Annotated in this window: 8 protein-coding genes; 2 read left to right on the top strand and 6 right to left on the bottom strand. The window is 64.9% G+C overall.

The window, feature by feature from the left end; translation table 11 throughout:
• Positions 1-12: 12 nt before the first annotated feature.
• The gene (locus ACRHIG_RS17385) at positions 13-927 is read right to left on the bottom strand and encodes an alpha/beta hydrolase (protein ID WP_489627241.1); all 915 of its coding nucleotides are present in this window, start codon (positions 925-927) and stop codon (positions 13-15) included.
• Positions 928-1027: 100 nt separating this feature from the next.
• On the opposite strand from ACRHIG_RS17385, the gene ACRHIG_RS17390 reads away from it, so the two are divergent.
• Positions 1028-4267, top strand: a complete 3240-nt coding sequence (locus ACRHIG_RS17390; protein ID WP_489627242.1) for a PAS domain-containing protein — start codon at positions 1028-1030, stop codon at positions 4265-4267.
• On the opposite strand, the gene ACRHIG_RS17395 is transcribed toward ACRHIG_RS17390, so the two are convergent.
• Genes ACRHIG_RS17395 through ACRHIG_RS17415 form a run of 5 tightly spaced genes read right to left on the bottom strand, consistent with a single transcriptional unit; the run spans position 4261 to position 12723 of the window.
• The gene (locus ACRHIG_RS17395; RefSeq protein ID WP_489627243.1) at positions 4261-6393 is read right to left on the bottom strand and encodes a response regulator; all 2133 of its coding nucleotides are present in this window, start codon (positions 6391-6393) and stop codon (positions 4261-4263) included. The genes ACRHIG_RS17390 and ACRHIG_RS17395 overlap by 7 nt on opposite strands.
• Before the next feature lie 19 nt (positions 6394-6412).
• Entirely contained in the window at positions 6413-7090 is a 678-nt protein-coding gene (locus tag ACRHIG_RS17400) for a GAF domain-containing protein (protein ID WP_489627244.1), read from the bottom strand.
• Positions 7091-7150: 60 nt separating this feature from the next.
• On the bottom strand, positions 7151-8341 hold the full coding sequence (locus tag ACRHIG_RS17405; protein ID WP_489627245.1) for a hybrid sensor histidine kinase/response regulator: 1191 nt from the start codon (positions 8339-8341) through the stop codon (positions 7151-7153).
• Positions 8331-9212 carry a CheR family methyltransferase gene (locus tag ACRHIG_RS17410; protein ID WP_489627246.1) on the bottom strand — a complete coding sequence of 294 codons (882 nt, stop codon included), beginning with the start codon at positions 9210-9212 and terminating at the stop codon, positions 8331-8333. The genes ACRHIG_RS17405 and ACRHIG_RS17410 overlap by 11 nt, the downstream gene beginning before the upstream one ends.
• 28 nt (positions 9213-9240) lie before the next feature.
• Positions 9241-12723, bottom strand: a complete 3483-nt coding sequence (locus tag ACRHIG_RS17415; protein ID WP_489627247.1) for a response regulator — start codon at positions 12721-12723, stop codon at positions 9241-9243.
• 281 nt (positions 12724-13004) lie between these two features.
• Between ACRHIG_RS17415 and ACRHIG_RS17420 the strand changes: the two genes are divergently transcribed.
• Positions 13005-13457 carry an Hsp20/alpha crystallin family protein gene (locus ACRHIG_RS17420; RefSeq protein ID WP_475413833.1) on the top strand — a complete coding sequence of 151 codons (453 nt, stop codon included), beginning with the start codon at positions 13005-13007 and terminating at the stop codon, positions 13455-13457.
• The last annotated feature ends 49 nt before the right edge of the window (positions 13458-13506 follow it).

Raw genomic sequence — 13506 nt, forward strand, 5'->3', positions numbered from 1 at the left:
TGATCAATTGCCTTATTGGTTCTGATCGCCCGCCATCCCCAGCATCTGCCGAATCACGGGCAAAATCATCTTCCAGGCATTCGACGTCGCCGCAATCTCGTCATAATGGCTGGCCCCAGGCAAGATCAGCACCGCCGCATGGTCGCCAGCTAGCTTGGCCCTGGCCGCGTAGTCGTGCGCGACGCGGGGTGGGGAGATGGTGTCGAGTTCTCCCGTGGCCAGCACGGTGCGGCTGCCGTTGGGGAGCAGGTCGGCGGCGTTGGTGTCGCTGTAGATGTCGGGGCGCTCGGTGCTGGCGCTGCCTGCCAGTTGGGCGATGTCGCGTTCGCAGCTGGTCTTGATCAATTCCTTTTCATGGCGCAGGTCGGCCAGGCCGCCCAGGCTGAGGATGTTTTTTACAGGCAGGTAGGTGTCGCGGAACAGGGGGCTGGCCTTGGGCAGCTTTTCCCGGCCGGCAATCCATTGCACCAGCTGGCCGCCGGCCGAGTGGCCCATGGCGAGGATGCGGCTCGTGTCCAGCTGGTACTGTTCTGCGTGCTGCCGCAGGCTGTCGAGCGCCGCGTGCATGTCTTCGTAGGTGCCTGGATAACCGCCGCCCGGCTCGTCGACGCGGCGGTACTCGACATTCCACACGGCGATGCCTTGCGCCACGAGGGCGCCGGCCACGTTGCGCATCTGTTTGATGCCGCCGAAGGCCACCGTCCAGCAGCCGCCATGGACGAGCACGACGACGGGGAACGGGCCGCTGCCTTCGGGCCGGAACAGCTGCGCGTATTGCGATGGCGCCGGGCCATACGCGATCTGCGCAGTGGGCGCGGGGCCGTTCAGGGCCAGGTAGTCGTCCAGGCTCATGGGGGCGGCGACGGCGCCGTGGGCGGAGGCGAGCAGGGCGGTGGCGATCAGGGAGGACGGCAAGGAGGTAGGCATGCTGGGATTCGCTTGAGAAGAGAGCAACACTTTAGCATAGGGACGCGTGGCCGCGGAGGTCAAGCAACGCGCTGTTTTCCTCCTGCAAGAGCGTTGCCCCATGGTATATTTCGGCATCAGTTTTCCCCTTATCGACACGGTGCACGCAAACAACATTCTTTCCTTGCTGGACGCCGAGCATAGTGCGCTGGGCAGCATCGCGGCAGGCGCCGACCTGGCCCATGCTCTGGAACACTTGTTGCTGGCGCTGCAAGACCTGGCCGAGGGCGGCGCGCATGCCTGCCTCGTGCTCATCGACGAGGCCGACCGCTTTTGCGGCTTGTCCGCGCCCAGCCTGCCGCAAGACCTGTGCCTGGCCCTGCGCCACGGCGGCGACCAGCCGTCCCCGTTCGGCACGGCCGCCTTTTCCGGCGCGCCCGTGTATTGCGGCGACATCACGCGCGACGTGCACTGGAGCGCGGGACGCAAGGAAGCCATGCTGCACGGCTACCGCGCCTGCTGGGTCGCACCCGTGTTTGGCGCCAAGGGGCATATCCTGGGCGTGCTGGGCCTGTTTTTCCAGGCGCCATGCCATCCCACGCAACCCGAAATCGAACTGCTGGCGCTGGCCGCGCGCGTGGCCGCGCATGTCATCGAGCGGGGCCAGCTGGAACAGGCGCTGCACGACAGCCGCGAACACTTTCATTACGCGATAGAACTCAACACGCAAGTGCTGTGGACGGCCGACGTCGACGGCAAGCTCGACTATGTGGCGCAGCGCTGGCGTGAATGGACGGGCGGCAGCGGCCTTGGTACCAGCTGGCTGGACGCCATCCACCCCGAGGACGTGCCCCATTCCCTGGCGGCGTGGAGCGAAGCGGTGGGCAGCTGCCAGCCTTTTGACGCGGAAATGCGCGTGCGCCGGCAGGACGGTCTGTACCGCTGGGTGCATTCGCGCGCGTACTGCCGGCTCGACGAGCAGGGCAATCCCGTGAAATGGTACGGCTCGTGCGAGGATATCGACGAGCACTGGCAGGCGCGCAATGCCTTGCTCGACAGCGAGGCGCAGTTCCGTTCGCTCGCCTCGACCATGCCCAACCAGGCCTGGCTGGCGCATGGCAGCGGCGCCACCTACTGGGTCAACGAACAGGTGTGCGAATACACGGGGCAATCGATGAAGTCGCTCGTATCGAACGGCTTTCGCCACTGCGTGCATCCGGACGACGTGCAGGCCACGCAAGTCAGCTGGGAACGGGCCGTCGCCACGGCCAGCGCCTACGAACACGAGTTCCGCTTGCGCCGCGCCAGCGACGGCGCTTACCGCTGGTTCCTGGCGCGCGCCTTGCCCCTGTTCGACGAGGCGGGCAAGGTGCTGCGCTGGGTGGGCACGAACACGGACGTGCAGGAACAGAAGAACGTGCTGGAAAAGATGGCCTACCTGAATTCCTCGCTGGAACTGGAAATGGCCAACCGCACGGCCGACCGCGACCGCATGTGGCGGCTGTCGACCGACATCATGCTGGTGGCCGACCTGGCCGGCATGATCATCGCCGTCAATCCCGCCTGGAGCAAGATCCTCGAGCGGCCGGAAATCGAATCGCTGGGCATGGATTTCATCAGCCTCGTGCATCCCGACGACCGCATGGCGGCCCTGCAGGACTTGTCGCGCCTGGCCCACGGCGCGCCCACCTTGCGCATGGAAAACCGCTACCGCCGGCGCGATGGCGGCTACCGCTGGATTTCCTGGACGGCCGTGCCGGCGCAAAAGCTGATCCACGCCATCGGCCGCGACGTCACCGATGAGAAAGAGGCGCGTCTGGCGCTCGTGCGCAGCGAGCAGGCCTTGTTGCAGGCGCAAAAGCTGGAATCGATCGGCAAGCTGACGGGCGGCGTGGCCCACGATTTCAACAATGTGCTGCAAATCATTTCCGGCAATCTGCAGTTGCTGAAGCTGACGGTGGCCGACAATCCGCAGGCGGCCAGGCGCCTCGATTCGGCCGCCTCGGCCGTCGAGCGGGGCGCCAAGCTGTCGTCGCAACTGCTGGCCTTTGCGCGGCGTCAACCGTTGAAGCCGCTGGTGACGGACCTGGGACGCTTGCTGCGCCGCATGCACGAGCTGATCCGCCGCGCCCTGGGCGAGGCGATTGCCGAGGAAACCTTCATCAGCGAAGGTTTGTGGCATACCCTGGTCGACCCGAACCAGATGGAAAATGTGCTGCTGAACATGGCCATCAACGCGCGCGACGCGATGGACAAGGGCGGCCGCCTCACGTTTACCTTGAGCAATGTCACGCTCGACGCCGCCTATGCCAGCCTGCATGCCGATGTGCTGGAGGGGCAATATGTGCTGCTGACCATCACGGACACGGGCCACGGCATGGAGCGCGACGTGATCGACCAGATATTCGAACCCTTCTTCACGACGAAAAAGGAAGGCGAGGGCACGGGCCTGGGCCTGTCCATGGCGTACGGCTTCATCCGCCAGAGCGCGGGCCACATCAAGGTGCACAGCGCGCCCGGTGCGGGCACGACGTTTAAGATTTATCTGCCCCGTTCGCTGGAAAAGCTGGCCGAACCGCCGCCAGGCCTGACGGGCCCCGTGCTGGGCGGCGGCGAGACCATCCTCGTGGTGGAAGACGATGCGCCCGTGCAGCACACGGTGGTCGACATGTTGCGCGGCCTCGGCTACGACGTGCTGCATGCGGACGACGGCGCCTCGGCGCTGGCCCTGCTGGGCACGGGCGTGGCCATCGACCTGCTGTTTACGGACGTCGTCATGCCCGGTCCCGTCAGCAGCAAGGAGCTGGCGCAGCAAGCCAGGCTGCTGCTGCCCGAGCTGGCCGTGCTGTTTACCTCGGGCTATACGCATAACGCCATCATGCGGGGCGGGCGCCTGGACCCGGGCGTCGAGTTGTTGAGCAAGCCTTACCAGCGCGAAGACCTGGCGCGGCGCATCCGCCATTTGCTGGCCGACCGTCGCCTGGTGGGCGCGCCCGACCCGTCCGGGCGGCGCATCCTCCTGGTGGAAGACAATGACGATGCGCGCGAAATGACCACGGAAATGCTCAATATGCTGGGGCACACCGTGCACGGCGTGGCCAGCGCGGAGGCGGCCATGCCGCTCCTGGCCATGCCTGGTCTGGACGTGCTGGTGACGGATATCAGCCTGCCCACCATGTCCGGCCTGGAACTGGCGCGCCATGCGCGCGCGCACTGGCCGCGGCTGGACGTGGTGTTTGCTTCAGGACACGACTGGGGCGCCAGCCTGATGCAGGACGCCAGCGCGCGCTTCCTGCGCAAGCCGTTTGGCCTGGAGGAACTGGCCAACGCGCTGAAGGCGCGCCAGCTCGACGTCTACTGACCTGGCGGCAGCAAGGCCCGTTGCAATTGCTCGACGGTAAATGGTTTCACCAGAAAGCGCGCCTGCGGGTCCAGCACGCCGGAATTGGCGGGGGCATGGCCGGTGGAAAACACCACTTCCAGCTGCGGCTGCTCGCGGGCGGCCAGTTCGGCCAGCTCGGCGCCCGACATCTGCGGCAGGCTGATATCGGTCAGCAGCAGTTCCAGTCCCGGCGTGGCCAGCAGCGGCAAGGCTTCCTCTGCCGTGCCCACGGCCAGTACCGTGTGGCCGAGCATGGCCAGCAGTTCGCTCGTCATGGCGCGTGCATCGGCATTGTCTTCCACCAGCAGGATATGCCTTCCCTCCGGCTGCGCCGGTGCGGGCTGCGGCGCCAGCTGCGCGCGGTACTGGTGCAGGGCCGTCACGTGGCGGCCATTGGCCAGCAGGTGGCGGATGCGCCGCGCCAGGTCTTCGCGCCGGTAGGGCTTGCTCAACAGTTCCACGCCCGGTTCCAACCGGCCGCCCTGCATGATGGCGTCCTGCGTGTAGCCCGAGGTAAACAAGACGGCCAGCTGCGGCAGCAGCAAGCGGGCCTGGCGCGCCAGTTCCGTGCTGGCCACCTTGCCCGGCATCACCACGTCCGTAAACAGCAGGTCGATGGGCACGCCGCTGCCGACGATGGCCAGCGCGCTTTCGCCATCGCTGGCGCGCAGCACGACGTAGCCGAGGCCGCGCAGCATGTCCACCACCGTCGTCTGCACCTGCACGTCGTCTTCCACGACGAGGATGGTTTCCTTGCCGCCCAGCACAGGACCGCCCAGTTGCAGCGGCAGTTCCGTTTCCGCTTCCAGCGAGCGCGGCAGGTAGATGCGGAAGGTGCTGCCGTGGCCTGGCAAACTGTCGACCGTCAGGTGGCCGCCGCTCTGGCGCAGGAAGCCGTACGCCATGGACAGGCCCAGTCCCGTGCCTTCGCCCTCGCTTTTCGTCGTGAAGAACGGTTCGAAAATCTTGTCCAGCAGCTCGGCCGGAATACCCGTGCCCGTATCCGAGACGGCCAGCTGCACGTAGTCGCCGGGCGCCACGTCCGCATGGCGGGCCGCGTAGTCGCTGCCCAGCACGCTGTTGCTCAGTTCGATGGTCAGCTGGCCCTGGCCGGCCATCGCGTCGCGCGCGTTGATGGCCAGGTTGAGGATGACGTTTTCCAGCTGGTGCGGGTCGACCAGGGCGCGCCAGCAGTCGTCGGCCAGCAGCCAGCGCGTCTCGATGGTTTCGCCGGTGGCGCGCCGCAGCAGCTCTTCCGTCGAACGCAGCAGTTGCGCCAGGTCCGTCACCAGCGGCTTCAACGGTTGACGCCGCGCAAAGGCCAGCAACTGGGCCGACAGCTTGGCGCCCCGTTCCACGGCGGACGAGGCGCTGGCGATGCGCTTGGCGGCCAGCGGGTCGCCGTCCAGGGTCATCTGCAGCAATTGCAGATTGCCTGAGATAATTTGCAGGACGTTATTGAAATCATGGGCCACGCCGCCCGTCAGCTTGCCCAGCGCTTCGAGCTTTTGCGACTGCAGCAGGGCCATCTCGCTGTGGCGCAGGGATTCCTGCATGCGGCGCAAGGTGCTTTCCGCTTCCTTTTCCAGGGTGACGTGGCGCCCCGTGGCAAACACCAGGTCGCCTTCGGTGGCCGCCACCCACGACAGCCAGCGGTGGCCGCCATCGCGGTGCCGGTAGCGGTTTTCAAAGCTGGGCATGGCTTCCCGCGACACTTGCGCCAGCGCCTGGCGCGTGGCGGCCGCATCCTCGGGCAGCACGAAGTCGAACAGGCTGCGGCCCAGCATTTCCTCGGGCAGCCAGCCCAGGATGGCGCCTGCGGCCGGGTTGACGGCGGTAAAGCAGCCTTCGGCATCGATGGCCACCATCAGGTCTTGCGCGCTGCGCCACAGCCGCTCGCGCTCGCTGTTGCGCGCGGCCAGGTCCGCTTCCAGCTTCTTTTCCACGGTGATGTCGCGCGCGCTGCAATACACCTTCTCGCCCTCGGGCACGGCCACCCACGACAGCCAGTGCCAGCCGCCCAGCTTGTGGCGGTAGCGGTTTTCGAAGCGTAGCGCCGGCTGGCCCTGGTTGGCCGCTTCCCAGGCCGCATAGGTGCGCGGCAAGTCTTCGGGATGGATCAGTTCAAAAATTTCGTCGTGCGGATTTCTTCCGCCGACCAGCCCAGGGTGGCTTGCCAGGCGGGGTTCGAGTGCTCGAAATAGCCGTCGAGGTTGAGCACGCCCAGCAAGTCGGGGCTGACGTTCCGGTGCGGCCGAACTCGCGCGTGCGCTCGGCCACCTGCGTTTCCATGCTGGCACTGAGGGCGCGCAAACGCGATTCCGCCTGCGCCCGCAAGATGGTCGACCAGACCCGTTCCGACACTTGCACGGCCAGTTCGATCTCGTCCGCATGCCACAGGCGCGCCGCGCTGCTGTGCACGACGAACAGGGCCGCCAGCCGGCCTTCCTTGGCAATGGGAATGTTCAGGAAGGCGCGGATGCCCAGGCGCGTGAACGTGGCCAGCGCGGCCGGCATGGCCGTGCGCGGGTCGCTCGCCACATCGCTGACGGCCAGCGCCTGGCCGGCGGCCAGCGCATCGGCCAGGCGGGCGGCATAATCGCCGAGGAAATATTCGCCCGTGGCGCCCGGCGCCAGGCCGTCGCTCCACGCATGCTGCAGGGTGGGGCATTGCAGGGTCTGGTCGATATCGAAACAGGCCACTTGCTGGGCGCCCAGACGCTGTCCCAGCAGCTGCGCCGACAGGGACAGGATCTCGCCCGTGTCTTGCAGCAGCCGCAGCCGGCGTTCCAGTTGCAGCAAGAAGGCGACGCCGCTGGCGCCGGCCTGGCTGCGGGGGCGGGTGTGCTGCTCATGCGGGCCTCAGCTGCCGGCCAGCGGCAGGGTGACGCTGAACAGGGCGCCATTGCCGGGCTGGCTTTGCAGGGTGATGGCGCCGCCATGCGCATCGACCAGCTGCTTGGTGATGAACAGGCCCAGGCCCAGGCCGCCCGTGCGGTCCTGGTGCATGACGCGCTCGAAGGCGTCGAAGATGCGTTCCTGGTCGCGCGCATTGATGCCGATGCCATGGTCGCGCACTTCGATGACGGCGCTGTTCTGCGTGTGCGCCAGGCTGATTTCCACGGGCTGCCCCTGGCCGTAGCGCACGGCGTTGCTGATCAGGTTGACGACGATCTGCTCGACGCGGAAGGCATCCCAGTACCCCTGGATGGGTTCGAAGGCTAGCACTTCCAGCACGCTGCCCGTGGCGGCCGCATACGGGCCCAGGTCGTCGGCCACGCGGCGCACCAGGCTGGTCAGGTCGACGGCTTCGCGGCGGATCGACAGCTTGCCGCTGGTGATGCGCGACACGTCGAGCATGTCGTCGATCAGGCGCACCATGCTGCGGATCTGCCGCCCGTCGCGCGCCACCATCTTGCCCAGCTTTTCAGGCTCGAAGGCGGCCAGGTTGCCCCGCTGAAGGTTGACGGTGCGCATCTGCGTCTCGAGGAACAGCGTGTTTAACGGCGTGCGCAGCTCGTGCGCCACCATGGACATGAATTCGTCGCGCAGGCGCAGCGAGCGCTGCAGTTCCGCCTGGGTGGCGCGCAGTTCTTTCAATAACGCTTCCTGCTGCTGGCGGCTGTGTTCGAGCGCCTGCACCTGGCGCCGCGTCTCGCTGCGCTGCTGGTGCAGGGCGACGAACACGTTGACCTTGCTTTGCACGGCATTGATGTCGAGCGGTTTGTGCAGGAAGTCGACGGCGCCGCTTTCATAGCCCTGGAAGGCGAAATTCATTTCCTTGCCGGCCGCCGTGACGAAGACGATGGGGATGTGGCGCGTCTTTTCCGTACCGCGCATCAATTGCGCCAGCTCGAAGCCATCCATTTCCGGCATTTGCACGTCGAGGATGGCCAGCGCGAAATCGTGTTCCAGCAGCAGGGCCAGCGCTTCTTCGCCCGACGATGCCTGGTAGACGCTGCGGTCGCTCTCGCGGATCAGCGCATTGAGCGCGCGCAAGTTTTCCGGCAAGTCGTCGACGATCAGCAGTTTGGTGCTTGTTTCATTCATCATGTTTCATTCCTGGCATGTGCCGTCCAGCGTAATGGGAAGCGGCGTGCGACGGCGCACGCTTGCGGTAGAGCTTTTCGGGACCCGGCAATGGCTCGAAGTCGGCGGCAAAACGCGTGAAATGCGTGCTTTCCTTGCTGCCCAGGCCCAGGAAACCCCGGTGGCACAGCGAATCGTGGAACAGGCCCAGGGCCCGCTCCTGCAAGGTTTTATTGAAGTAAATCAACACATTACGGCAGCAAATCAATTGCGTTTCAATAAAAACGCTGTCCGTGGACAGGCTGTGGTCGGCAAAGTTGATCCTGTCGAGCAGGCGCTGCTGAAAACGCGCCGTGGCATGCTCGACCGTGTAGTACTCGTCCAGTTGGCCCAGGCCGCCCGCGGCCACGTAATTGGCGCCATACTCCTCGAGCCGGTGCAGCGGATACACGCCGCGCGCGGCCGTGGCCAATGCTTGCGGATTGATGTCCGTGGCGTAGATCGTGCTGCGTTCGAGCAAGCCTTCCTCGTGCAGCACGATGGCCAGCGACAGCGCCTCTTCGCCCGTGCAGCAACCGGCCACCCAGATGGTCGGCGACGGGTAGGTCTTCAGCACGGGCACGACGTGTTCGCGCAAGGCGAGGAAAAACGCCGGGTCGCGGAACATCTGCGTGACGGGCACGGTCAAAATCTGCAGCAGCCTGCCAAAGCTGGCCGCGTCATCGAGCACCAGTTGCTGCAAGGCAGGCAAATCGGCGCAATGGAAGCGCTCCAGCGCCTGGTTCAGGCGCCGGCGCTGCGAGGGCAGGGAATAGTCGCGAAAGTCGTAGCTGTAGCGCTGATAGATCGCTTCCATCAGCGCGTGCAGTTGCGCATCCGTGTAGCGCGGGAACATCAGCAACCTTCCATCGCGTGGCGTGGCATCAGATGCGTTCCATCTTCGGCATCCACACGCGCAGCAGCGAATACAGACGGTCCAGGTCGATAGGCTTGGCCAGGTAATCGGACGCGCCCGCCTGCAGGCATTCCTCCTGATCGTTCTTCATGGCCTTGGCCGTAATCGCAATGATGGGCAGCTTGTTGTAGCGGCCATCGGCGCGGATCAGGCGCGTCGCTTCCAGGCCATCCATGCCCGGCATCATGACATCCATCAACACCAGGTCGATATCGTCCACGCTGTTGAGCTTGCTGATGGCTTCGAAGCCGTTGCGGCCGATTTCCACCACCACGCCTTTCTGTTCCAGCGCATTCGTCAGGGCAAAGATATTGCGCACGTCGTCGTCCACCAGCAAAATCTTGCGCCCTTCAAACACGCGTTCGCGGCTGCGCACCTGTTGCAGCATGCCCTGGCGCTCGCTCGACAGTTCCGACTCCACCTTGTGCAGGAAGAGGGTGACTTCATCGAGCAGGCGCTCGGGCGAACGGGCGCCCTTGATGATGATCGAGCGCGAATACTTCATCAGGTCCGCTTCTTCCTCGCGGCTCAGGTTGCGGCCCGTGTAGACGATGACGGGCGGGAAGGAGCACAGCTCTTCATGCTCCATGCGTTCGAGCAATTCGTTGCCCTGGATGTCGGGCAGCTTCAAGTCGATGATCATGCAGTCGAAAATCTGTGTCTTCAGCAATTCCAGCGCCTGCTCGCCCAAGGCCACGGCCGTGATTTCCACGTCGTCGTCGCTGATCAGGTGCACCACGCTTTCGCGCTGGCGTTCGTCGTCCTCGACCAGCAGGATGCGCTTCATCTGTTGCGTGAATTTCGATTCGAGCTTGCGGAACACTTCCTTCAGCTGCTCGCGCGTGCGCGGCTTGGTGGCGTAGCCGATGGCGCCCAGCTGCATGGCTTCCTGGATCTGGTCGTTGCCGGAGACGATGTGCACGGGGATGTGGCGCGTCAGCGGATTTTCCTTCAATTGCTGCAAGACCAGCAAGCCCGGGCGGTCCGGCAAGCCCATGTCGAGCAGGATGGCGTCGGGCAGGAATTCTTCCGCCAGGCGCAAGCCTTCGTCGGCGCCGTGCGCCACCAGGCAGCGGTATTGCATTTCATGCGCGAGGTCGAACAGGATGCCGGCAAACGACGGCTCGTCCTCGATCACCAGCACGGAACGCTGGCCCGTCTTGGCAGGGGGCACGCTATCGCGGTCATCCTGGAAGGTGGGCAGCGGCACGGGCTTGGCGGCAGGCGCCGCCTTCGGCGCGGCGTCCGCGGTTTTGGCGGGCGCTTGCGGCGCGGCGGCGGGCACTGCCGCCGCTTCCACCGCGCGTTCCGGCATGACGGCCGGCAGCACCAGGGTAAACGTGCTGCCCTGGCCCGGCGTGCTGGCCAGCTCGATGCTGCCGCCCAGCAAGGCGGCCAGGTCGCGCGAGATCGACAGGCCCAGGCCCGTGCCGCCGTAGCGGCGGCTGGTGGTGCCGTCGGCCTGGTGGAAGGCGTCGAAGATCTTGTGCTGCTGGTCGTCGGCGATGCCGATGCCCGAATCCTGCACCTGGAAGCGCACCTGGCCGGCCGCATCGGCGCTCACGTGCAGGGACACCGTGCCCGCATCGGTAAACTTGATGGCGTTCGACAGCAGGTTCTTCAGGATCTGCTCCAGGCGCTGGCGGTCGCTGACGAAGGATGGCGGCGTGTCCGGCGCCACCTTGACGTCAAACACCAGTTTCTTTTGCTGCGCCTGGGCGCCGAACAGCATCCTCATGCTGCTGAGCAGCTCGTCGAAAGGCACGGCGTCCGGCGTCAATTCCAGCTTGCCCGCCTCGACCTTGGAAATGTCGAGGATATCGTTGATAAGGGTCAACAGGTCGTTACCGGCTGAATAGATGGTTTGCGCAAACGTCACTTGCTCGGGCGTCAGATTGCCGCTGCTGTTGTCCGACAGCAGCTTCGACAGGATGAGCGAGCTGTTCAGCGGCGTGCGCAGCTCATGCGACATGTTCGCCAGGAATTCGGATTTATAGCGGCTGGCCCGCTGCAGCTCTTCCGCGCGTGCTTCCAGCTGGGCGTGCGCCTGGCCGATGGCCATGTTCTTCTGGTCCAGCGACAGCGCCTGCACGGCCAGCTGCTCGTTCGACTGCTCCAGCGCCGCCTTTTGCTCTTCCAGGTGGGCTTGCGACTGTTCCAGCACGCGCGACTGCTCGCCCAGCTCTTCGTTGGCCGTGCGCAGCTCTTCCTGCTGCACTTCCAGTTCTTCATTCAATTGCTGCGTTTCTTCGAGTACATTTTGCAGGCGCTGGCGGTACAGGGCCGCTTCCAGCGAGGTGCCGATATTGGCCGCAATCAGGTTCAGCCATTCCTTGGCGCGGGCGCTGACGGGATGCGTAAAGCCCAGTTCGATGACGCCGTTGACGACGCCTTCATTGTTGACGGGCGCCAAAACCAGTTCCAGCGGCGCGCCGCTGCCCAGGCTCGACGTCACGGTCAGGTAATTCGCAGGCACTTGCTGCACATGCTTGAGGCGCTTTTCGCGCGCCGTCTCGCCCACCAGGCCTTCGCCCAGCTTGAACACCTGTTTTTCCTTCACGCCCTGTTCGTTGAAACCGTACACGGCCGTGCGGCGCAGACTGCCATCCTCGTCGACGACGTACAGGGTGGCGACGGCCACTTCCAGCCGGTGGGCGAGGAAATCGAGCACGTGCCGTCCCAGCTGAGGCAGGCCCAGCTGGCCGCTCGTGTGGGCCGCCAGCTCCGTCTGTCCCGTGCGCAGCCATGCTTGCTCCTGCAGCACGTCGTTGTCCTTGCCGCGCTGCTCGAGCGCATCGTTATAGATATCGGACAGGCGCAGCAATTCGCGCCGTCCCAGGTAGGCGAGCAAGCCGGACAATCCCAGGCTGAGGATCAGGAACACCACCACGGCCAGCATGGTGCGTCCTTCTGCCGAGTCGGCCCGCTCCTGGCGCAGGCGCTGCTCCATGGACAGGAAGGTGAGGAATTCGCGGCGGATTTCGTCGAATTCCAGCTTGCCTTCGCCTTGGCGCACGCGCGCGAGGAATTCCTGGTTGTTGCGGCGCTGGGCGATCACGGCTTCCGCGTACTCCATCCACTGGCCTTGCAGCGCGCGGATGCGGCGCAAGCGGTCCACCTGGATGGGGCTGTCGGAAACGAGCTCGAGCAGGGTGCTCATTTCCACGGCGATCTTTGCCTTGCCCGATTTATACGGCGCCAAGAACGTTTCATCGCCCGTCAGCAGGTAGCCGCGCATGCCTGTTTCCAGGTCGACGGACAGCTTCATGACCTCGTTCGCATTGCCGATCACCCGTTCGGAATGCTCGACCGAGCGCAGGGCCGACAGCAGGTAGGCGATCAAGCCGACAAATACGAGGGCCGTGACGACCCCGATAAGCAGCGGCAAGGTGACGTTGCGGGCGAGGATGCGGCGAAAGCTGAAGGAGTCGATCGGGGTCTTGGTATTCATCATGTCCGTGTAAGGCTGTCGCGAAAAAGTCAATTTTAATTGAAATGCAAGATTTCTGGTGGTCAAGCATAGCGTGCGCTAGCATAACAGCCTTGCGCCAAATTGCCGACTCGCAAGGCGGTGCAAAGCGCGCCAGCGCACAGATGATCTTCGGGGAAAATCAAGCTGGCCGCGATTGAGGCAGATCAAAGAGACAAGCGGTTCGCATCCTAAGATGCAGGAGGTGGCGGCGTCCCCGCGGATGACCGCCGTGTGCAAACCAGCCCTTGCAGGAGGACATCATGGCTAATCAATTGACCCGTCGCGATCCGCAAAACCCGCTGGCACGTTTCGACCCGTTCAGCGACATGGAAGATTTCATGCATGACTTTTTCGCGCCCGCCTTGCGCCTGCGCGATGCGGGTTCGTCACGCATGCGTGTCGACATTTCCGAAACCGAGCAAGCCTATCAGGTGCAGGCAGACATTCCAGGCGTCAACAAGGACGATATCAAGGTTTCCATCGACGGCAACCGCGTCTCCATCAGTGCCGAACTCAAGGATGAAAGGGTGACGCGCGACGGCGGTGGCAAGACCGTGCGCAGCGAACGCGAGTATGGCCAGCAATACCGCAGCTTCGTGCTGCCCCACGAGGTGGACGAGGCCGGCGCGCAGGCGCGCTATGAAAATGGCGTGCTGCTGCTGGAATTGCCGAAGAAGGAAGGCACGGGCGGGCGGCAGCTGGCGATACAGTAAGCCTGGCCAAGGAGCGGGCATGAAAAAACGCCGGACGGTGCCGGCGTTT

The organism is Janthinobacterium sp. C22, assembly GCF_057919405.1.